The organism is Pseudomonas sp. TZ252 (genome assembly GCF_056110345.1).
Genome location: NZ_CM148566.1, coordinates 2,001,549 through 2,022,468, shown reverse-complemented (window position 1 = coordinate 2,022,468; position 20,920 = coordinate 2,001,549). Strand labels below are relative to the sequence as shown.

The window sequence follows — 20,920 nt, the reverse complement described above, 5'->3', positions numbered from 1 at the left end:
CGGGCGTCTCGCCCAAGGAGACCGATATGCAAGCTTTCAGTTTCGCCACTACCGCGCAGATCCTCTGCGAGGCCGGCTCCGCCATCCGCCTGGCGGAACTCTGCCGCGAGCGAAGGGCGCGCCGCGTGTTGATCGTGACCGATCCGGGGATCACCCGGCTCGGCTTGCTGGATGCGATCCTGCCCGGCTTCCCGCGCCTGGACCTGGCCGTCGAGGTGTACGACCAGGTGCTCGCCGATCCGCCCGAGGCGGTGGTCGAGGCCGCGCTCGGGCGGGCGCGGGGCATGGCTGCCGAGCTGGTGGTCGGTTTCGGCGGCGGCAGCTCCATGGACGTAGCCAAGCTGGTCGCGCTGCTCGCCCACCCAGAAGCAGGGCAGGGGCTCGGCGAGGTCTTCGGGGTCGGCAACGCACGCGGGCCGCGCCTGCCGCTGATCCAGGTGCCGACCACCGCCGGGACCGGCTCCGAGGTGACGCCGATCGCCATCGTCACCACCGGCGAGACCACCAAGATGGGCGTGGTCTCGCCCCACTTGCTGCCCGACCTGGCGCTGCTCGACGCCGACCTGACCCTCGGCTTGCCGCCGGCGGTCACCGCGGCGACCGGTATCGACGCGATGGTGCATGCGATCGAGAGCTATACCAGCAAACTGAAGAAGAACCCGCTGTCCGACCTGCTGGCGCGGGAGGCGTTGCGCCTGCTGGCGGCCAACCTGGAACGCGCGGTAGGCGACGGCGGCGACCGCGAGGCGCGCCAGGCCATGCTGCTGGGCGCCTGCCTGGCCGGGCAGGCCTTCGCCAATGCGCCGGTGGCGGCGGTGCATGCCCTGGCCTATCCGCTGGGAGGGCATTTCCACATTCCCCACGGCCTGAGCAATGCGCTGGTGCTACCGGAGGTGATCCGTTTCAACGCTCCCGCTGCCGCTGGACTCTATGCCGAGCTGGCGCCGCTGCTGCTGGGCGACCGCTTGCGTCCGGGCGATCGCGACGCGCTTACCGTGCAGCTGATCGACGAACTGGCCCAGCTCAGTCCGCGCAACGGCCTGCCGAGCCGCTTGCGCGACGCCGGGGTGGACGAGGCGATGCTGCCGCGCCTGGCCGCCGACGCGATGCTCCAGCAGCGTCTGCTGGTCAACAACCCGCGCGAGGTCGGCGAGGCGGATGCCCTGGCGATCTATCGCGCGGCATACTGAATCCCTTCTACGAGGACCGGGCATGGCGACCGCCCCGCGACCGCTGCGCGAGCAGTACCTTCATTTCCAGCCGATCAGCACGCGCTGGCACGACAACGACATCTACGGACACGTGAACAACGTGACCTACTATGCATTCTTCGACACGGCGGTGAATACCTACCTGATCGAGCGCGGCGGCCTGGATATCCAGGGCGGCGAAGTGATCGGCCTGGTGGTCAGCTCCAGCTGCGACTATTTCGCGCCGGTGGCCTTCCCCCAGCGGATCGAGATGGGCCTGCGGGTGGCGCGCCTGGGCAACAGCTCGGTGCAGTACGAACTGGCCTTGTTCCTCGAAGGGCAGCGGGAGGCCTGCGCGGCCGGGCGTTTCGTGCATGTCTTCGTGGAGCGCCGAAGCAGCCGCCCGGTGGCCATTCCGCAGGAACTACGCGATGCGCTGGCCGCGCTTCAGAGCGCGGCCCAGTGACAGAGATCGCCCGCCGCCCGTGACAGGGCGATGGCGTGCAGCTCGTCCAGGCGATCGACGCGTACCTGCCGTTGCAGCGCCTGGTTGAGCCTCGGCCGGCAGTCGTCGACGCGCAGTTCGGCGAGCGCCGGGGCGTAGCCGCGCAGCAGCTCCAGGTTGAGCTGATTGAGGCGGCTGCGGATGCGCTCCAGGTCGACCGCCTGGCCAGCGTCCGGTAGCGGCCGGCTGAGCAGGCGGTACTGGACCAGCTTGTTCGCCTCGATCTGCGCGGCGAACAGCAGGCGCACCTGCTCGGCGCCGACCCCGTGGCTCCCGGCTTGTCCGGCGAGCATCTGCAACTGTTGTTCTTCCCGCGGGCTGTCCTGTACCGCCTTGCCCGACTGGGCCTTGCTCTGGGCTACCTGATCGGCTAGTTGCAAACGCTGGCTGCTCAGGCTCAACAGTTGCTGGAGAGCCGGTGACAGCGGCTGGGCCTGGAGCAACGGGCCTTGCAGGAGCAGGAGGGCAAGCAGGCCCCAACTGGCGAACGACGGGCGCATCTGGAAATCTCGGATGGAATTGATGTCCGGCACGCTAGCAAAGCGAGCCCGGTGCGACAATCCATGACATGGCGTGAGGCGAACAGGAAGCGCTGGATGGGACATTTCTGATTGAACGTTTGCAGTCTCGACGCTGGAGCAATGTTCTGTGACCATCCCTCCACACCATTTCATTCACCAAAGGGGCCGGTTTGCCCCTGCTATGACTGGCAAGGACGCGGAACATGGGTTTCCTGATACTCTCCCGCCGAGAAGGCGAAGGCATCACCCTGTCCCTCAAGGCCGACTACCCGGCGGAGGAACTGATTCGGCAATTGCGCGAAGGCGGCATCCGGATCCTGGTCACCGATATCATCGGCAACCAGGCCCGGGTCGGAATCGAGGCGCCGCGTGGCGTCCTGATCGTTCGCGACGAGTTGAAAACGGCACCGAAAGGCTGACGAACGGTAGAAAGTAAAAGCCCCGCGTTCGCGGGGCTTTTACACATCAGCTTCGGCAAGCATGCCGATCAACGATGCTTGTGCTTGCGGTGTTTCTTGCCGCGGTGACCGCTGTCGTTGTCCTTGCCCAGGTTGTTACCGACCGCGCCACCCGCTGCGCCGCCGAGGCCTGCACCTATGGTCGCGCCGGTGCTGCCGCCCAGCTTGTTGCCGATCACCGAACCGCCGGCCGCGCCGAGCCCGCCACCCAGGGCGGCTTCGGTCTTGCGCCCGTCCTTGGCGGTCATCGCGCCGCCGGCCGCGCCACCCAGGCCGGCGCCTATGGCCGCACCGGTACTACCGCCGATGGCGCCGCCCACGACGTTGCCCAGGGCACCGCCTACGCCGCCGCCCACCGCGGTCTTGGTGGAATCGCCGGCGAGCGCGGCTTGTGCGCTCAGCAGGCCGAACGCGATTACCAGGAGAGATTTACGCATCGTGCGTGCCTCATCGTTTCAATCGGGAGGGAAATACGGTCGTTCGCACAAAGGCCGGACCATCCGGCCCGGCCTTTGCGTCGTAGGGAGCGGCGGGTTCAGTCGTCGTAGTAGCGACGATGATGCTTGTGGCGCTTCCACTTCTTGTACTGGCCATAGTGATGGCCGTTGTCATGCCGGTAATAGCCATCGCGATAGCCGGCGCGGCGGTAGTAGCGACGGTCGCGGTAGTCGTCATCGTCGTCGTAGCGGCGGTTGCCGTCGCCATAATGGTTGCCCAGCGCGCCGCCGCCGGCGCCGCCGAGGGCCGCGCCGATCAGGCCACCGGTGCTGCCACCGATCTGCCGGCCGATGACGTTGCCGCCTGCGGCACCGAGGCCGCCGCCGATCGCCGCTTCGGTCTTGTTGCCGCGTCCGGCGCCGACTGCACCGCCCGCAGCGCCACCGATGCCACTACCGATCGCGGCGCCAGTGCTGCCGCCGACCGCATCGCCGACGACCGAACCCAACACCCCGCCCAAGGCGCCGCCGATGGCCGCGCGGGTGTCGTCGCCTGCGAAGGCGGTACTACCGACCAGACTCAGGGACAACAGGAGTATCGAGGAATACTTCATAGAGAGTTTCACTCTGTGGGGATGACGGCTGCGATGCTGGGGTTGGCCCAAACCGCTGACAAGCGCCAGCCGACGATTGGTAGAGCAAATTCGAAATATTCCAAGTACTTGTTTTGTATGGGGAACTTTCTTAAGTAGAGGCGGTCGTAGACCGAATGTGAAGCGCGATTTCAGGGTCGAAATCGGTATTTTTGCTGGCGGGATGCTGGCCATTCTAACGCCGACGAGCGGCCTGCCTTCAAGGCCTTTCATCGACTTTTTCCTTAAGACGCCGCCTCCTGTTGCAGGAGGCGGCGTTTTTCATGGGCTTCAGATAATGCGCCCGTCGCCCGTGGCCTTTTCCAGGCGTACCGCGATGAACTTCGAAGTCGGCGTATGGCTGCCGACGCCGACGCTCTCCAGCGGCACCAGGGGATTGGTTTCCGGGTAGTAGGCGGCTGCCTGGCCGGCCGGGATGTCGAAGGCGAGTAGGGTGAAGCGGCGTACCCGGCGTTCGATGCCATCGCTCCACAGCGAGACCAGGTCGACCTTGTCGCCCGGCTGGTAGCCCAGGCGGCGGATATCCGCCTCGTTGGCGAATACCACTTCGCGCTGGCCCTTCACTCCGCGATAGCGATCGTCCAGGCCGTAGATGGTGGTGTTGTACTGGTCATGGGAGCGCAGGGTCTGCAGGATCAGGTCGGGTTCGAGGCCGCTGTCGCGCACCTGTGCCGGCAACAGGTCGCGGGGCAGCGGGTTGGCGACGAAGTTGGCCTTGCCGCTGGCGGTGTTCCAGCGTCGTTCGCCGGCGGAGTTGCCGAGGTAGAAGCCACCGGGATGGCGGACGCGGCGGTTGAAGTCGGCGAAACCGGGGATGGTGTCGGCGATCAGCTCGCGGATGCGCTCGTAGTTGGCGATCAGCGCGTCCCAGTCCACCGGATGGTTGCCCAGGGTTGCCTTGGCGATGCCGGCGATGATCGCCGGCTCCGAACGCATCTGCTGCGAGAGCGGCTCCAGTTGCCCGTAGGATGCGTGGATCATGCTGAACGAGTCTTCCACCGTGACCGCCTGCGGGCCTTCGGCCTGGCGGTCGATGTCGGTGCGCCCCAGGCAGGGCAGGATCAGTGCGTCGCGGCCGGTGGTCAGGTGGCTGCGGTTGAGCTTGGTGCTGATGTGCACGGTCAGGTCGCATGACGCCAGGGCGGCGTGGGTGCGCGGACTGTCCGGGGTGGCCTGGGCGAAATTGCCGCCCAGGCCGATGAAGACCTTCGACTTGCCGGCGAGCATCGCGGCGATCGCCTCGACGGCGTTGTGCCCGTTGTGGCGTGGCACTTCGAAGCCGAAGCGCCGTTCCAGTGCGTCGAGCAGCGCCGCCGGCGGCCGCTCGTTGATGCCCATGGTGCGGTCACCCTGAACGTTGCTGTGGCCGCGGACCGGGCAGAGACCGGCGCCCGGGCGGCCCAGGTTGCCGCGCAGGAGTTGCAGGTTGACGATTTCCTGGATGATCGCCACCGAATGGTGGTGCTGGGTGATGCCCATCGCCCAGCAGACGATGACCCTGTTCGCCCGCCGGTACATCCGCGCAGCCTGCTCGATTTCCGCCAGGCCCAGCCCGGACTGGCGCTCCAGGTGTTCCCAGGGGGTGGCATCCAGTTCGGCCAGGTAGGCCTCGAGGCCGTCGGTGTGCTCGGCGATGAAGGCGTGGTCGAATACCGGCTCGCTACCCTCGGCCTGGGCTTCGCGCTCCCAGGCGAGGAGGAACTTGGCGATCCCGCGGATCGCCGCCATGTCGCCGCCCAGTGCCGGACGGAAGAACGCGGTGTTCAGCGGCGAGGACCCGTTGGTCAGCATTTCCAGCGCGTTCTGCGGATGCTGGAAGCGCTCCAGGCCGCGCTCCTTGAGAGGGTTGAAGCAGACCACCTGGGCACCGCGCTTCACTGCCTCGCGCAGCGGCTCGAGCATGCGCGGGTGGTTGGTGCCGGGGTTCTGCCCAAGGATGAAGATCGCGTCGGCGTGTTCGAAGTCGTCGAAGGTCACGCTGCCCTTGCCGACCCCGACGCTGCGGCCCAGTGCCACGCCGCTGGCTTCGTGGCACATGTTCGAGCAGTCGGGGAAGTTGTTTGTGCCGAACGCGCGGACGAACAACTGGTAGAGGTAGGCCGCCTCGTTGCTGGCCCGCCCGGAGGTATAGAACTCCGCCTGGTCGGGGCTATCCAGGCGTCGCAGGTGCTCGGCGACCAGGGCGAAGGCGGCGTCCCAGGTGATCGGCTGGTAGTGGTCGCTGAGCGGGTCGTAGCGCATCGGTCCGGTGAGGCGGCCCTGGTATTCCAGCCAGTAGTCGCTCTGTTCGCGCAGGGCGCTGACGCTGTAGCGGGCGAAGAACGCCGCGTCGACGCGGCGCTTGGTGGCTTCCCAGTTGACTGCCTTGGCACCGTTCTCGCAGAACTTCACCCGGCCGTCTTCCGGCGAGTCGCCCCAGGCGCAGCCGGGGCAGTCGAAACCGCCGTTCTGGTTGGTCTTGAGCAGGGCGCGGAGGTTCTTGAACGGCTGTTTGCTGTCCAGCCAGAAGTGCGCCACGCTGCGCAGCGCGCCCCAGCCGGCGGCGGCGCCGGCATAGGGCTTGTAGCGGGGTTGGAGAGGTTGCAGGCTCATGGCGGACTCACTCGGTTGCGGCCGGCGCCGGGCTGTAGACCCGCGGGGCGTTGTGATGGGGCTGGTGGATCAGGTTCAGTTGGTGGCGGCGCGCCCATTGCACGGTCAGGGCGGTGGGTGCGGAGAGGCTGACCAGGGTGCCGATCCCGGCACGTACGGCCTTGTGGATAAGCTCCAGGCTGCAGCGGCTGGTGACCACGGCGAAACCGCGCGCGGCGTCGAGGCCTTGGCGGTGCAGGGCGCCGATCAGCTTGTCGAGGGCGTTGTGGCGGCCGATGTCCTCGCGACACAGGCGCAGCTCGCCATGCCCGTCGAAATACAGCGCGGCATGCAGGGCGCCGCTATGGCGCGCCAGTCGCTGGGCCTGCTCGATACGCTGGCGCAGGGCGCCGAGATGGGCGGCGGGAGGCAGCGCCTGCGGCGACCGTTCCGGCAGTTGCGGCAGGGCCTGCTCCAGGGCTTCGACGCCGCACAGGCCGCATCCGGAAGTGCCGGCCAGTTGCCGGCGTTGGCGCTTGAGGTTCCAGAACGCGCGGCTGCTGATTTCGACCTCGGCGTGGAGGGATTCGCCCTGGCCGCTGACGCGGATTTCATAGATGTCGTCGATGGACTCCACGAAGCCGCTGCTGAGGCTGAAACCGCGGACGAAATCCTCGATGTCCTCGGGCGAGGCCATCATCACCGCCTGGTTCAGTCCGTTGTAGCTGATCGCCACGGCACACTCGGCGGCAAGGGAGGCCTGGCCGACCTGCTGCGGCAGGTGCAGGTCGGCGTAGCGGTAATCGTCGGGAACGGCGGAAGGCGCCCAGGTATCCGCGGATACCGGGCATGCAGGCTGGCAAGGCATGGGCTGGGCCCTATCGTTCTAGGTGTGGCACCAGCCTAGGCCTGACGCGGGGCAGCGTCTAATCGGTTGTGCCGATGCGCTGATCGACGTGATCTATCAAGACTGCGGCGCCAACCAGTTCCGGGCTTCCTCGAAACAGGCTTCGGCCAGCGCCGAGCGCGGCTGTCCGCTGCGGATGATCAGACCGAGCGCTGCCAGGGTATGGGCGTCCTCGATGGGGATCAGGCGCAACTCGCCGTCGACTTCGCTGCCCAGCGGCATGATCGCGCAGCACAAGCCGCGCTGCACCGCCTGCAGCAGTTGCTGTACCGAGTCGGTTTCCAGGCGCGCGATGGGGCTCAACCCGCGGCTGCGGAAGTTGTGGTCGATGGATTGGCGGAAGTGCATGCCCGCCGAGAGCAGGCCTAGCGGCAGGCCAGCCAGCGCTTCCCAGTTCAGCAGCGCGGCGTCGAGCGGGAAATGGCTGGGGTGATGGAGCAGGCCCATGCGGGTCTCCGCCAGTTCGATGCCCTCGAAATGGCTGCGGTCCAGACGGTCCAGATAAGAGACGCCGAGATCGAACTGGTTGCGCGCCAGGCCTTCGAGTACCTGTTCCGAACTCAGGGAATAGAGCTGGAAACGCAACTCCGGGTGGCGCCCGGCCATGTGCTGGACCAGGCGCATCGGGTCGAAGCTGGCCAGCGGCACCACGCCCAGGCGCAGGGTCCCGACCAGTTGCCCGCGGCAGGCGGCGGCTTCCGCGTACAGCCCTTCCTGGGCCGCCAGCAGGCTGCGTGCCCAGGCCAGTACGCGCTCGCCGGCCTCGGTGAAGCCTTCGAAGCGCTGGCTGCGTCGCACCAGTTCCAGGCCGAGTTCTTCCTCCAGGCTGCGCAGGCGCATGGACAGGGTCGGCTGGGTGACGTGGCAGCGCGCGGCGGCCTGGCCGAAGTGGCGGGTTTCGTCGAGGGCGCAGAGGAATTTCAGTTGCTTGATGTCCATCGGCGCTTCCGTGGCGGGGGTGTCGCCGAATCTTAACGCGAATGGGCGCAGTGTTATGGGGTGACGAAGGAGCCTGGGGATATTTCGCCGGTTTTTGCAGTCTAGACTTGGCTAGTCGCGGATCGGGATTGCGCCGGCCGCTTGCAACCGTAACCGTAAAGGGAGAACCAAAGATGGGTATTTTCGCGTTCGTGAAGGAAGCCGGTGAAAAGCTGTGGGATACGCTGACGGGGCATGAGGCACAGGCGGCCGAGTCGCTGAAGGAGCACGTCGCCAAGGTCGGCCTGGGCAACCCGAACATCCAGGTTTCGGTGGAAGGCGACAAGGTCATCGCCTCGGGCGAGGTGGCCAGCCAAGAGGAGAAAGAGAAGATCCTGCTGGCGCTGGGCAACGTCGCCGGCGTCTCCTCGGTGGAAGACAAGATCACCGTGGCCCAGGCCGCTCCGGAGGCGCGCTTCGTCACCGTGAAGAAAGGCGACACCCTGAGCGCCATCGCCAAGGCCGAATACGGCAATGCCAACGCCTACATGAAGATCTTCGAGGCCAACAAGCCGATGCTCAGCCATCCGGACAAGATCTACCCCGGCCAGGTCCTGCGCATTCCCGAGTGATCCCGGCGTTTCGCCAACCCCGCCCGCGTGGCGGGGTTTTCGTTTCCGCGGCTACGGCAGTCCTTCGAGCAGCCGCCGGTAGTCCTCCTGGGCGGCGAACTCCTCGGTGTCCCGGACCTGGCCACGGCTGTCCGGGTGGCGTACCGCCAACAGGTGGGCGACACCATAGGCGCGGGCGCTGCGCAGGATCGGCAGGCTGTCGTCGATGAACAGGCTGCGCTGCGGGTCGAAGCCGAAATCGGCTTGCAGGGCGCTCCAGAAGCGCGCGTCCTCCTTCGGGTAGCCGTAGTCGTGGGAGCTGATCAGTCGGTCGAAATAGGGCGCCAGTTCGATCCGTTCCAGCTTCAGCGACAGCGAGTCGCGGTGCGCGTTGGTGAGCAGCGCCACGCGCTTGCCGGCCCGGCGCAGGGCGGCGAGGAAGGTATCGGCGTGCGGACGCAGCGAGATCAGGTGCGCCACCTCGTGCTTGAGTTCGCGGATCGACAGGTCCAGTTCCCGGCTCCAGAAATCCAGGCAGTACCAGTTGAGCTGGCCGGCGTGTTCGCGGAACAGCGGCTCGAGCACGGCGTCGGCTTCGGTGCGACTGAGGCCATTGCGTTCGGCATAGCGCTGGGGCAGGTGTTCCAGCCAGAAGTGGTTGTCGAAGTGCAGGTCGAGCAGGGTGCCGTCCATGTCGAGCAGCACGGTGTCGATGGCGGACCAGGGCAGGGTGGGCATGGCGGCTCTTGTCGCGGTTCGTCGCGATCGATGCGGAAATCTGTCGCTTCCCATCAATCTCCGACAGGGATAATCGGAAAAGCCGGGGTATGATAACCCGCCGGCTTCGCCAAGGAGTTATCCACATGCGTCAGAAACCCACCGTACTCGCCAGCGAGATCGTCGCGAAGAGCCGACTGTTCGCTGTCGAGGAGTTGCAACTGCGCTTCAGCAATGGCGTCGAGCGCACCTACGAGCGTCTGGTCGGCAAGGGCCAGGGCTACGGTGCGGTGATGGTGGTGGCCATGCTCGATGCCGAGCACGCGGTGCTGGTGGAGGAATATTGCGCCGGGGTCGACGAATACCAGTTGTCGCTGCCCAAGGGCCTGGTCGAGCCGGGCGAGGACATCCTCGCGGCGGCCAACCGCGAGCTCAAGGAGGAAGCGGGCTACGGTGCCCGGCAACTGGAGCACATCACCGAACTGTCGCTGTCGCCGGGCTACATGAGCCAGCGCATCCAGGTGGTGCTGGCGCGCGACCTCTACGAGGAGCGCCTGCCGGGCGACGAGCCGGAGCCGATGGGCGTCGATCGCATCAGCCTGCGCGAACTGTCGAGCCTGGCCCAGCACGCCCAGTTCAGCGAAGGCCGCGCCCTGGCTGCGCTGTACCTGGTACGCGACCTGCTCACTCAGCGCGGCGAGTACCAGGCATGAGACCGGTGCCCTGGGGCGAATTGGTGGCGCTGGTGCGGCGCGCCGGCGAGGCGATCCTGCCGCACTGGCGCGCCGACGTGGCGGTGCGCTCGAAGGCCGACGAATCGCCGGTTACCGCCGCCGACCTTGCCGCGCACCATATATTGGAGGCGGGGTTGCGGGCGCTGGCGCCGGACATTCCGGTGCTTTCCGAAGAGGATTGCGAGATACCGCTGAGCGAGCGCGGCCACTGGCGGCGCTGGTGGCTGGTGGACCCGCTGGACGGCACCAAGGAGTTCATCTCCGGTAGCGAGGAGTTCACCGTCAACGTGGCCCTGGTCGAGGATGGCCGGGTGCTGTTCGGCCTGGTCGGCGTGCCGGTGAGCGGCCGCTGCTACTACGGTGGCGCCGGTCTCGGTGCCTGGCGCGAGGAGGCCGATGGCCGCGCGCAACCGATCAGTGTGCGCCTGGAGCCCGAGGAGGCCTTCACCGTGGTGGCCAGCAAGCGCCATGGCAGCCCGGCCCAGGAGCGCCTGCTGGATGGCTTGAGCGAGCGCTTCGGCGACCTGCGGCGAGCCAGCATCGGCAGTTCGCTGAAGTTCTGCCTGCTGGCCGAGGGCGCTGCCGACTGCTATCCGCGCCTGACGCCAACCTCGCAATGGGACACGGCCGCCGCCCAGGGTGTGCTGGAAGGCGCCGGCGGCGAGGTGCTCGACCTGCATGGTGCGCCATTCACCTACGAGCCGCGCGAGGATTACCTCAACGGCTCCTTCCTGGCCCTGCCGCGCGCTGCCGAGTGGCGCAGCGAGCTGATCCAACTGGCGCGCGCGCTGCACTGAAACGAAAAGGCCCGGTCTAGCCGGGCCTTTTCCGTTGTGGTGGCGCTCAGTCGAGCATGTCGCTGAAACGCGCGTCCTTCTTGTATACCAGCGGCTGGCTGAAGCCGGGCACCGTCACCTGTTCGGCGCTGACCTCGATGGCATGTTCGTCGATCAGGTCCTGGCCGAAGTTGTAGATGATCTCCAGGTCGCCCTGCAGCGCGCGCTGGTCGTAGGCGCGGGCGGCGGCGCGGGTCTGCTCGCGCTTCTCGACGTAGGCGGCGAAGGCCGCTTGGCCATGGCGCTTGCGCAGCATCTTCTCGGCGATTCGCGGCGACAGCACCACGCCGCTGGCGTTGTTGCCGCCGAAGCCCTTGGAGTTGATGAAGCATACCTCCAGCGGCTTGTCCTGGCGCATGTCGCGATTGGAGATGCTCAGGCGCTGCTGGTGGACGTCGTCGGCGACCTTGTCGATGGTCTTGATCCCAGGGAGGATGCCGTACTTGAAGGTGCCCAGGGCGGAAATCAGTTGATCGGCGCTGGCGGTGGCCAGGGAGTGGCCGACGTAGGCCTTCACCGCGGTGACCGGCCAGCCGTCGATGCCGAAGGCGCTGGCCACGCGGTCGAGGATTTCCGATTCGGTGACCCGGTTGGCCGGCGTGCTGGAGCCGTGGGCGTGGACGAAGCTGGCGTGGCGCACGGTGTCCAGGCCGACGATCTGCACCGCGCTGGCCACCGCCTTGGCTACCGTCAGGTAGTTGCCCGGGCCGGGGGCGGAGATGGACTTCTTGAAACCGTCGGCGTTGATGAACACGTCGGTTACCGCGCCGTGGATATCCGCGCCCAGGCGCAGGGCCAGTTCGTCGTCCATCAGCACTACGTATTGGCTGGACTCGGCCAGGGTGAAGCCGCAGTTCTCGCCGAACGGCCGGCTGGCGCGGCGGAAGTCCACGTCGTCGCGGCCTTCGATCAGGCGCAGGCCTTCTTCGGTGGCCAGTGCGCCCATGGCACTGTAGCCCTCGATGCACTCCGGCAGGATCGGCGCCTCGCTGTTGCCGACGATGACCACCCGGGCCTGGCCGCTGGTGATGACGTCGATACCCTTCTGCAGGTTGTAGAGGAAGGTGGCGCAGGCGCCTGTGATGCTGCCGGTCATGCCGACGCTGCCGAGCACGTAGGCATTGATGAAATCGGTGGGCATGCTGTTGAAGCCCAGCGGCAGTTGCTTGGCCGAGACCCGGTGGCCCTTCAGGCGGGATTGCATCAGGCCGCCGAAACCGTTGTCGTCGAGCTGGCTCATGATGCTGCCGGAGAATACCGCGATCTCGTCGGGCTGGACGTTGTCGACGATGGTCTTCCAGTCGATGCCGGTGGAGCGGATCGCGTCGGTCGCGGCGACCACCGACATCTGCAGGCCGCGCGGGTGGAAGCGCGAGTTGTACAGCTCGCCCGGTTCGAAACCGGTGGGCAACTGGCCGGCGGACTTCACCGTCAGCGCACGGTAGCTGTCCACCTTGAACTCGCAGCGCTCGTGGATGCTCACCAGCACCTCGCCGTCCTCCGCGGGAGCGATCGACCAGTTGGCCGGCAGCGGCTCGGGCAGTTGCTTGGGCGAGGCCTTGAAGGTCAGCGCCTGGCCTTCGGCAGGGGACAGCTCGAGGACCTTGTGCCAGTGGACTGCATCCGGGTCGAGGTACTGCGGTTCGATGCGTCGCACCAGGGTAGAGGCGAAGATGCGTTCGGCGTAGCGCCGCTCGATGTCCTCCGGGGACAGCGGCGTGCCGTCTTCGGCCAGGTAGCGGCCGCCTTCGGCCTTGACCAGTTTCATCATGACCGCCAGGCCGGCTAGGGTTTCCTGGCGCGCCTGCGGGTCCATCGATTCGATGACCATGCGGCGGAAGCCGTGGTGGAAGGAACTACGGCCTGCTGCGTTGTAGCCACCGAAACCAACAATGACCGGTAGTCGAGACATCACTCAGAAACTCCTTCGAATAGTCGTTCGCGTGCCGGGCTGCTGCCTGGTCCGGAGCGGGAAGCGCGTGGCGGCGATGGCGGCCTTTCCCGTCGGCGAGGCGAGCTTCACGGACCCGGGCACGAGCCAGTGGCCGTTGAAATGATCAGGGTGACTATGCTGACGTGAATCATGACTATCGAGTCACGTATTTTCCTACTGAATACCGCGTTGCGTGGGCTTTCCACAAGTGCTGGCGGTCTGCCGTGGGGGGATTGACGCCCATGGCCGGGCTGTTGGCAGAGGTGGGGCGTAGGCGAGTGTTGCGGGACTTGCTTGAAAGTCCGCGCGCAGAGGCGTGGCGCTATCCACCTTTCGCCCGATGCCGGCAGAGGAGAATGAAGAAGGGCCGCGAAGCGGCCCTGGGGGTGGTGTATCAGCGGTACTCGATGCCCGCCTTGCGCGTGCTGACCCGTGTTCCCGCCTTGCCCTCGGTGATTGCGACGATGTCCGCGAGCGAACCGATCACCGCGTCCTTGCCGGTGGCGCGGGCGAACTCGATGGCGGCCTGGACCTTCGGACCCATGGAGCCGGCGGCGAAGCCGAGGCGCTCCAGTTCGTCCGGGTGGGCCTGGGCGATGGCCTTCTGGGTCGGCTTGCCCCAGTCGACGTAGGCCGCGTCGACGTCGGTGGCGATGATCAGGATGTCGGCCACCAGCTCCTGGGCCAGCAGCGAGGAGCAGAGGTCCTTGTCGATCACCGCCTCGACGCCGCTGAGCTTCTTCCCGGCCTCGTCGTACATGGTCGGGATACCGCCGCCGCCAGCGCAGATGACGATGGTGCCTTTCTCCAGCAGCCACTTCACCGGGCGGATCTCGAAGATCCGCTTCGGCCGCGGGCTGGGCACCACGCGGCGGAACTTGTCGCCGTCCGGGGCGATGCTCCAGCCCTTCTCGGCGGCCAGGCGCTCGGCTTCTTCCCTGGAGTAGACCGGGCCGATCGGCTTGGTCGGGTTCTGGAACGCCGGATCCTTACCGTCCACCTCGACCTGGGTGAGGATGGTGGCGAACGGCACTTCGAACGGCAGCAGGTTGCCCATTTCCTGTTCGATCATGTAGCCGATCATGCCCTCGGTTTCCGCGCCGAGGACGTCCAGCGGGTAGGGCGAGACCTTGTCGTAGGCGGCACCCTGGAGGGCCAGCAGGCCGACCTGGGGGCCGTTGCCGTGGGCGATCACCAGCTCGTTGCCGGGCGCCACCTTGGCGATCTGTTCGGCGGCGATCCGCACGTTTTCCCGCTGGTTGTCCGCGGTCATGGGTTCGCCACGGCGTAGCAGGGCATTACCGCCCAATGCGACGACGATACGCATATCGGTTACCTCCGGAAGGCGGCTGCGCCCGGCCGCGTGGGCCGGGGCGCAGGAGCGCGGTCAGATGTCGGCGAGGGTCGAGACGAGGATCGCCTTGATGGTATGCATGCGGTTCTCGGCCTGCTCGAAGGCGATGTTGTAGGGCGACTCGAAGACGTCCTCGGTCACCTCGATGCCGTTGGCAAGGTTCGGATACTGCTCGGCGATCTGCTTGCCGACCTTGGTCTCGCTGTTGTGGAACGCCGGCAGGCAGTGCATGAACTTGGCCCGCGGGTTGCCGGTGGCCTTCATGATCTCCATGTTGACCTGGTAGGGCAGCAGTTCCTTGATCCGCTCGCCCCAGGCTTCCACCGGCTCGCCCATCGACACCCAGACGTCGGTGTGGACGAAGTCCACGCCTTTCACGGCTTCCTTCGGATCCTCGGTGAGGGTCAGCTTGGCGCCGCTTTCCTCGGCGAACTTCTTGCACTGGGCGACGAACTCGTCGTGCGGCCAGAGCGCCTTCGGCGCGGCGATGCGTACGTCCATGCCGAGCTTGGCGCCGATCAGCAGCAGGGAGTTACCCATGTTGTTGCGCGCGTCGCCCAGGTAGGCGTAGCTGATGTCGTGCAGCGGCTTGTCGCTGTGCTCGCGCATGGTCAGCACGTCGGCGAGCATCTGGGTCGGGTGGTATTCGTCGGTCAGGCCGTTGAACACCGGAACGCCGGCGAACTTCGCGAGTTCCTCGACGATTTCCTGCTTGAAGCCGCGGTACTCGATGGCGTCGTACATCCGGCCGAGAACCCGCGCGGTGTCCTTCATGCTCTCCTTGTGGCCGATCTGCGAGGAGTTCGGGTCGATGTAGGTGACGTTGGCGCCCTGGTCGTAGGCGGCCACCTCGAAGGCGCAGCGGGTGCGAGTGGAGGTTTTCTCGAAGATCAGGGCGATGTTCTTGCGCTTCAGGTGCTGCTGCTCGGTGCCGGTGTACTTGGCGCGCTTGAGGTCGCGGGACAGGTCGAGCAGGTAACGCAGCTCGCGGGTGCTGTGGTGCATCAGGCTGAGCAGGTTACGGTTGTGCATGTTGAAAGCCATGATTGATCTCCTTGTGGGAAGTCGGTGGGCGGCGCCCCTCCTGGGAGCGCCGCCGTTCAGCTCGAGAGCGGGTTGTCTGTCAGTAGTCGATCGGGTCGCGGATGATCGGGCAGGTCATGCAGTGGCCGCCGCCGCGACCGCGACCCAGTTCGCTGGCGCTGATGGTGATGACCTCGACGCCGGCCTTGCGCAGCAGGGTGTTGGTGTAGGTGTTGCGGTCGTAGCCGACCACCACGCCCGGCTCCAGGCAGACCACGTTGTTACCGTCGTCCCATTGCTCGCGCTCGGCGGCGAAGCTGTTGCCGCCGGTCTCGACCACGCGCAGTTTCTTCAGGCCGAGGGATTCGGCGACCACTTCGAGGAAGGTTTTCTCCTCGCGGCGGATGTTCATGCCGTAGGGGCTGCTCGGATCGGGGCGCAGGCTGAAGGGCACGATTTCCTTGACCACTTCCGGGAAGACCGTGACCAGGTCGCGGTCGCAGAAGCTGAACACGGTGTCCAGGTGCATCGCGGCGCGGGACTTCGGCAGGCCGGCGACGATCACCCGCTCGGCGGCGCCCTTGGCGAACAGCGACTGGGCGACCTGACCGATGGCCTGGCGCGAGGAGCGCTCGCCCATGCCGATCAGGACCACGCCGTTGCCGATCGGCATCACGTCGCCGCCTTCCAGGGTCGAGGAGCCGTGGTCCTTGTCCGGGTCGCCGTACCAGATCTCGAATTCGGCGTTGGCGAACTCGGGATGGAACTTGTAGATGGCGGTGGTCAGCAGGGTTTCCTGTCGTCGCGCCGGCCAGTACATCGGGTTCAGGGTCACGCCGCCGTAGATCCAGCACGTGGTGTCACGGGTGAACTGGGTGTTCGGCAACGGCGGCAGCAGGAAGCTGGAATGGCCCAGGTACTCGCGGTACATCTTGAGGATGTCGGCGCCTTCGCTGGCGGGCAGGTCGTCAGCGGCGACGCCGCCGATCAGGTACTCGGCCAGCTTGCGCGGCTCCAGGCTCTCCAGCCAGGAGCGCAGCTCGCTGGTCAGGCCCAGGCCGACGCTGTCGGCGGTGATCTTGCGATCGAGGATCCACTTCAGCGCTTCCGGGTTCTGGATGGTCTCGGTCAGCAGATTGTGCATCTCGAGGACGTCGATGCCGCGCTCGCGCATCTTGGTGACGAAGTCGAAGTGGTCGCGCTTGGCCTGGTTCACCCAGATCACGTCGTCGAACAGCAACTCGTCGCAGTTGCTCGGGGTCAGGCGCTGGTGGGCGAGTCCGGGCGAGCAGACCATCACTTTGCGCAGTTTGCCGGCTTCGGAGTGGACGCCAAGTTTGGTTTTTTCCGTGCTCATTTCACGTCTCCAGTGGAGTAATCAGAGGGTGAGGAAACCGTCGTAGAGGCCGTAGGCAGCCACCAGGGCGCCAATGACGACTGCGGCGAAGATCAGTTTTTCGATTCCGGTGAAGATCGGCTGGCCGACCTCGTGCTTGGCCTTGGCGAAAAGGATCGCGCCGGGCGCATACAGCAGGGCGGACAGCAGCAGGTACTTCAGGCCCCCGGCGTAGAGCAGCCAGACCGCGTAGGCCACGGCGATGCCGGCGATGACCAGGTCCTTGCTGCGTTCGCGGGCATCGTTCTCGTAGGTCTCACCCTTCAGGGTCAGCAGCAGGCCATAGGCGGCGGACCAGAAGTACGGGATCAGGATCATCGAGGTGGCCAGGAGCAGCATCTTGGTGTACGGGTCCATGCCGTCCGGGTCGCCCGAGGTGAAGAACACCACCACCAGGAACACCTGTACGCAGATGTTGGTCAGCCACAGGGCGTTGGCCGGCACCTGGTTGGCGTTCTCGCGGCGCAGGAACTCCGGCATGGTGTGGTCCTTGGCGGCGGCGAACATGATCTCGGCGCACAGCAGCACCCAGGAGAGCAGCGCGCCCAGCAGCGAGATCAGCAGGCCGACGCTGATCAGCACGGCGCCCCAGTGGCCGACCACATGCTCGAGTACCAGCGCCATCGACGGGTTCTGCAGCTTGGCCAGTTCCGGCTGGGTCATCACGCCCATGGACAGCACGTTGACCAGCACCAGCAGGAGCAGGACGGTGATGAAGCCGATCACGGTGGCCTTGCCGACGTCGGAACGTTTTTCCGCGCGGGAGGAGAAGATGCTCGCGCCCTCGATGCCGATGAACACCCAGACGGTGACCAGCATCATGTTGCGCACCTGGTTCATCACGCTGCCCAGGTCCGGGTTGCTCTTGCCCCAGATGTCGGCGGTGAAGATGTCCAGCTTGAAGGCGAACAGGCAGATCAGGATGAACAGGAACAGCGGCACGACCTTGGCCACGGTGGTGACGGTGTTGATGAACGCCGCCTCCTTGATCCCGCGCAGCACCAGGAAGTGCAGGGCCCAGAGCAGGACCGAGGCGCAGACGATCGCCGCGACGGTGTCGCCCTTGCCGAAGATCGGGAAGAAGTAGCCGAGGGTGCTGAACAACAGGACGAAGTAGCCGACGTTGCCCAGCCAGGCGCTGATCCAGTAGCCCCAGGCCGAGGAGAAACCCATGTAGTCGCCGAAGCCGGCCTTGGCGTAGGCGTACACGCCGCCGTCGAGTTCGGGCTTGCGGTTGGCGAGGGTCTGGAAGACGAAAGCGAGGGTGAGCATGCCGACGGCGGTGATCGCCCATCCGATCAGGACGGCGCCGACGTCGGCGCTGGCTGCCATGTTTTGCGGAAGGGAGAAGATGCCCCCTCCGATCATCGAGCCGACAACCAGAGCCGTTAGCGCTCCTAGTCGGAGTTTTTGGCTGGATTCTTGGGACATTTTCGGAATCTCCCTATAGGAATTGAGAGTGAAGCCATTAGGCGGCAGCGGCTATTGTTGAATGCTGATCCACGTCAATAGCTTCCTACTCAAAGTAATTAGATGACGCATTCCTGTAAGTTGCGAGTGCCAAAGATAGAAGAGGAATCTAAGACCTGCCCGGAATAGGGCGGTTTTTTCATGTGATAGGGGAAGTCTTGCCATCCGCTACGGGGAAAGCTTGAAATTGCTCGAAGTCGGGCTATAAGCCGCGGATCAAGCCGGATCGTTGATGCCGATCAATGAATTTCGCGAGACGGTATTCTGACTTTCAGGTGGGTGGTCGCCGGCTTGTTGACGGTCCGTCGAAAAACCGCCGCGACTTTCCAGGGAAGTGTTGCAGTATTTCGAGAGGAGTATTTTTTATTTATAAGTAAAAATAATTTTCCGCTCTTATCAAAGAACGAAAAAGCACAAGGAAAGAAATGAAGAAGCCCGGCGTTCGCCGGGCTCTTCATTTGGGCTTCAGGGTGTGAAGACCGCTGGGGGGACGGGATCGCCGCCCACCCGCCGCGCGTGCTGGCGCACGTCGGCACAGGGGAAGGGGCCGCCATCCGGTTCGTGGCCGAAGGGCGCGGTTCGCTGGGCGAACCGAAAGCCGGTGCCAGGGGCACTGCGAGCGATTGAGCAAGCGGCGTGCCAGCCATCGACAGGTGGCCCGGCCCGTCAACTGCGGGGCACGGGCCTGCGGCATGAGCGGATTTTTGCCGAAGGCCCGAGCGCAGGGCGGGGTTTTCCGCCGTCGTTACCGTTCCGTCAGCTCATCCCCAGCCAGTTCGGCAATGCCAGGGATACCGCCGGGATGTAGGTCACGATGATCAGGAACACCAGCAGGATCATGAGCCACGGCAGCGCTGCGCGGATGGTCGCGCCCAGCGGCATGCCGGTGACCGCCGAGGTGACGAACAGGTTGAGCCCGACCGGCGGCGTGATCAGGCCGATCTCCATGTTCACCACCATGATGATGCCGAGGTGGATCGGATCGATGCCCAGCTCCATGGCGATGGGGAAGAAGATCGGCGCCAGGATCAGGATGATCGCCGAAGGCTCCATGAAGTTGCCGGCGATCAGCAGCACGATGTTCACCACCAGCAGGAACATCCATGGCGAAAGTCCCAGTTCCGTGACCCAGCTGGCGATGCTCTGCGGTATCTGCTCGGTGGTCAGCACGTGGGCGAAGAGCATGGCGTTGGCGATGATGAACATCAGCATGATGGTCAGCTTGCCGGACTCCAGCAGCACCTTCGGGCATTCGCTCAGGCGCATGTCGCGGTAGACGAACAGTGCGACGAAGGCCGAGTACACCGCGGCGACGGCGGCGGCCTCGGTGGGGGTGAAGGCGCCGGAATAGATGCCGCCGAGGATGATCACCATCAGCAGCAGCCCCCACAGCGCCTTGCGCGCGCTGGCCAGCCATTCGCGCAGACTGACCCTTGGCATGGCGGGCAGCTTCTTGACCCGGGCGACGATGTAGATCACCACCATCAGGATCAGTCCCAGCAGCAGCCCCGGAACCACGCCGGCGATGAACAGCTTGCCCACCGAGGTCTCGGTGGCGGCGGCGTAGACCACCATCACGATCGATGGCGGGATGAGGATGCCGAGGGTGCCGGCGTTGCAGACGATCCCAGCGCCGAACGCCTGTGGATAACCCGAGCGGACCATGCCGGCGATGGCGATCGAACCCACTGCCGCCACCGTTGCCGGAGACGAGCCGGATAGCGCGGCGAAGAGCATGCAGGCGAGCACCGCGGCGATCGCCAGGCCGCCACGGATGTGTCCGACGCAGGCGTTGGCGAAGTCGATCAGGCGCCGCGCCACGCCACCGGTGGTCATGAACGCGCCGGAGAGCAGGAAGAACGGGATCGCCAGCAGGGTGTAGTGCTCGGAGGTCTCGAACAGCTTGATCGCCAGCGAGCGTACCGAGTCCGGGCTGAACAGGAGGATCGTCAGTGCGCCGGAGAGACCCAGGGAGACGGCGATCGGCACGCCGATGAACATCAGCAGGAAGAGCAGCAGGAAGAGGAACAGAATGGTCATGCCTTGGGCTCCTCGTGCTCGGTCAGCTTCAGCGCGTCGGCAGCCTCGTCGGCCAGTCCCAGTCCGGTCTGGCGGTTGCGCAGGATGCGCACGAGGATCTCGGCGAAACGGATGAACACCAGGGCGAAGCCGACCGGCACGATCAGGCCGATGTGCCATTGGTGGATGCCGAAGTGGTCGAGGTCCTCGGCGCCGATGCCGGCGATGAACAGGGTCTTCACCCAGTCGTAGCTGGCCACGCAGAGCAGGCCGGCGTAGCCGAGGCAGGCCAGGCAGGCGATCACGCCGAGCACTCGCTGTACCGGTCGCGAGGCCAGCTTCACCAGCACGTCCACACCGAGGTGCCCGGCGGTGCGTACGCCGTAGGCGATGCCGAGGAAGATCAGCCAGGCGAACAGGGCCTTGGTCAGGGCGTTGCTCCAGGTCATCTCCTGGGCCAGGGTGAGGACCCCATCGCCGATGGCGAGCAGCGTCTCGTTGCCGCCCTCCCAGAGATCGGCGAGATCGTAGAGCAGCGTATAGAGGTTATTGAGGACTACATAAACGAAGGTAACCAGCGTCATGGCGGCGAGGAGGAAGGCGATCAGGCCTTCCTCCAGGCGCGCCCAGACGCGCGCGAGCGCGTGCATGGGCTTTCCCTCTTCTT

At 65.8% G+C, this 20,920-nt stretch carries 20 protein-coding genes; 6 read left to right on the top strand and 14 right to left on the bottom strand.

Translation table 11 applies throughout. The features are described 5' to 3' along the window. Window positions 1–26: 26 nt before the first annotated feature. Together ACYAF3_RS09295 and ACYAF3_RS09290 are read left to right on the top strand one after the other, a co-directional pair. The gene (locus tag ACYAF3_RS09295) at window positions 27–1,190 is read left to right on the top strand and encodes an iron-containing alcohol dehydrogenase (protein ID WP_017148664.1); all 1,164 of its coding nucleotides are present in this window, start codon (window positions 27–29) and stop codon (window positions 1,188–1,190) included. 22 nt (window positions 1,191–1,212) lie between these two features. Continuing rightward, complete coding sequence (locus tag ACYAF3_RS09290) at window positions 1,213–1,656, top strand: acyl-CoA thioesterase (RefSeq protein ID WP_009877226.1); 444 nt, start codon at window positions 1,213–1,215, stop codon at window positions 1,654–1,656. On the opposite strand, the gene ACYAF3_RS09285 is transcribed toward ACYAF3_RS09290, so the two are convergent. After that, window positions 1,638–2,195 carry a chorismate mutase gene (locus ACYAF3_RS09285; RefSeq protein WP_016254018.1) on the bottom strand — a complete coding sequence of 186 codons (558 nt, stop codon included), beginning with the start codon at window positions 2,193–2,195 and terminating at the stop codon, window positions 1,638–1,640. The two genes, ACYAF3_RS09290 and ACYAF3_RS09285, sit on opposite strands and share 19 nt — an antisense overlap. 224 nt (window positions 2,196–2,419) lie before the next feature. On the opposite strand from ACYAF3_RS09285, the gene ACYAF3_RS09280 reads away from it, so the two are divergent. Next, the gene (locus tag ACYAF3_RS09280; protein ID WP_003096222.1) at window positions 2,420–2,635 is read left to right on the top strand and encodes a carbon storage regulator; all 216 of its coding nucleotides are present in this window, start codon (window positions 2,420–2,422) and stop codon (window positions 2,633–2,635) included. Window positions 2,636–2,703: 68 nt separating this feature from the next. Here ACYAF3_RS09280 and ACYAF3_RS09275 read toward each other — a convergent pair whose 3' ends face one another. The 5 genes from ACYAF3_RS09275 to ACYAF3_RS09255 all read right to left on the bottom strand — a co-directional run bounded on the left by ACYAF3_RS09275 (window position 2,704) and on the right by ACYAF3_RS09255 (window position 8,181). Further along, window positions 2,704–3,111: a glycine zipper domain-containing protein gene (locus ACYAF3_RS09275; RefSeq protein ID WP_003100051.1), complete on the bottom strand. Its 408-nt coding sequence runs from the start codon at window positions 3,109–3,111 to the stop codon at window positions 2,704–2,706. A 98-nt stretch (window positions 3,112–3,209) separates the two neighbouring features. Beyond that, window positions 3,210–3,725: a hypothetical protein gene (locus ACYAF3_RS09270; protein ID WP_003100049.1), complete on the bottom strand. Its 516-nt coding sequence runs from the start codon at window positions 3,723–3,725 to the stop codon at window positions 3,210–3,212. 309 nt (window positions 3,726–4,034) lie between these two features. After that, entirely contained in the window at window positions 4,035–6,356 is a 2,322-nt protein-coding gene (locus tag ACYAF3_RS09265) for an FdhF/YdeP family oxidoreductase (protein WP_003118023.1), read from the bottom strand. Window positions 6,357–6,363: 7 nt separating this feature from the next. Next, the gene (gene fdhD, locus ACYAF3_RS09260) at window positions 6,364–7,203 is read right to left on the bottom strand and encodes a formate dehydrogenase accessory sulfurtransferase FdhD (RefSeq protein ID WP_003100044.1); all 840 of its coding nucleotides are present in this window, start codon (window positions 7,201–7,203) and stop codon (window positions 6,364–6,366) included. Between the two features lie 96 nt (window positions 7,204–7,299). Beyond that, entirely contained in the window at window positions 7,300–8,181 is an 882-nt protein-coding gene (locus ACYAF3_RS09255) for a LysR family transcriptional regulator (RefSeq protein WP_003100042.1), read from the bottom strand. A 173-nt stretch (window positions 8,182–8,354) separates the two neighbouring features. Here ACYAF3_RS09255 and lysM point away from each other — a divergent pair, with 173 nt between their 5' ends. Then, window positions 8,355–8,792: a peptidoglycan-binding protein LysM gene (gene lysM, locus ACYAF3_RS09250; RefSeq protein WP_003096210.1), complete on the top strand. Its 438-nt coding sequence runs from the start codon at window positions 8,355–8,357 to the stop codon at window positions 8,790–8,792. A 51-nt stretch (window positions 8,793–8,843) separates the two neighbouring features. Here lysM and yrfG read toward each other — a convergent pair whose 3' ends face one another. Further along, window positions 8,844–9,509, bottom strand: coding sequence for a GMP/IMP nucleotidase (yrfG, locus tag ACYAF3_RS09245; RefSeq protein ID WP_003100040.1), 666 nt, complete (start codon window positions 9,507–9,509; stop codon window positions 8,844–8,846). A gap of 125 nt (window positions 9,510–9,634) precedes the next feature. Here yrfG and nudE point away from each other — a divergent pair, with 125 nt between their 5' ends. Together nudE and cysQ are read left to right on the top strand one after the other, a co-directional pair. Next, on the top strand, window positions 9,635–10,201 hold the full coding sequence (nudE, locus tag ACYAF3_RS09240) for an ADP compounds hydrolase NudE (protein ID WP_003096206.1): 567 nt from the start codon (window positions 9,635–9,637) through the stop codon (window positions 10,199–10,201). Continuing rightward, complete coding sequence (gene cysQ / locus ACYAF3_RS09235) at window positions 10,198–11,019, top strand: 3'(2'),5'-bisphosphate nucleotidase CysQ (protein WP_003100038.1); 822 nt, start codon at window positions 10,198–10,200, stop codon at window positions 11,017–11,019. Before nudE ends, cysQ begins: the two co-directional genes overlap by 4 nt. Before the next feature lie 46 nt (window positions 11,020–11,065). Here the strand turns inward: cysQ and fabY are convergent, their stop codons facing one another. The 7 genes from fabY to dctQ form a co-directional block, all read right to left on the bottom strand. Continuing rightward, window positions 11,066–12,970 carry a beta-ketoacyl-ACP synthase FabY gene (gene fabY / locus ACYAF3_RS09230; protein WP_003114068.1) on the bottom strand — a complete coding sequence of 635 codons (1,905 nt, stop codon included), beginning with the start codon at window positions 12,968–12,970 and terminating at the stop codon, window positions 11,066–11,068. A gap of 415 nt (window positions 12,971–13,385) precedes the next feature. Further along, a complete protein-coding gene (arcC, locus tag ACYAF3_RS09225) occupies window positions 13,386–14,318 on the bottom strand; it encodes a carbamate kinase (protein ID WP_003100033.1) in 933 nt (310 codons plus the stop codon). Window positions 14,319–14,378: 60 nt separating this feature from the next. Then, complete coding sequence (locus tag ACYAF3_RS09220) at window positions 14,379–15,389, bottom strand: ornithine carbamoyltransferase (protein ID WP_003100031.1); 1,011 nt, start codon at window positions 15,387–15,389, stop codon at window positions 14,379–14,381. A 79-nt stretch (window positions 15,390–15,468) separates the two neighbouring features. Further along, the gene (arcA, locus tag ACYAF3_RS09215; protein ID WP_003100029.1) at window positions 15,469–16,725 is read right to left on the bottom strand and encodes an arginine deiminase; all 1,257 of its coding nucleotides are present in this window, start codon (window positions 16,723–16,725) and stop codon (window positions 15,469–15,471) included. 21 nt (window positions 16,726–16,746) lie between these two features. Continuing rightward, window positions 16,747–18,195, bottom strand: a complete 1,449-nt coding sequence (gene arcD, locus ACYAF3_RS09210; protein WP_003123669.1) for an arginine-ornithine antiporter — start codon at window positions 18,193–18,195, stop codon at window positions 16,747–16,749. Between the two features lie 795 nt (window positions 18,196–18,990). Beyond that, complete coding sequence (gene dctM, locus ACYAF3_RS09205) at window positions 18,991–20,274, bottom strand: C4-dicarboxylate TRAP transporter large permease protein DctM (protein ID WP_003105529.1); 1,284 nt, start codon at window positions 20,272–20,274, stop codon at window positions 18,991–18,993. After that, on the bottom strand, window positions 20,271–20,903 hold the full coding sequence (gene dctQ, locus ACYAF3_RS09200; RefSeq protein WP_057392617.1) for a C4-dicarboxylate TRAP transporter small permease protein DctQ: 633 nt from the start codon (window positions 20,901–20,903) through the stop codon (window positions 20,271–20,273). The genes dctM and dctQ overlap by 4 nt, the downstream gene beginning before the upstream one ends. Window positions 20,904–20,920 lie beyond the last annotated feature (17 nt).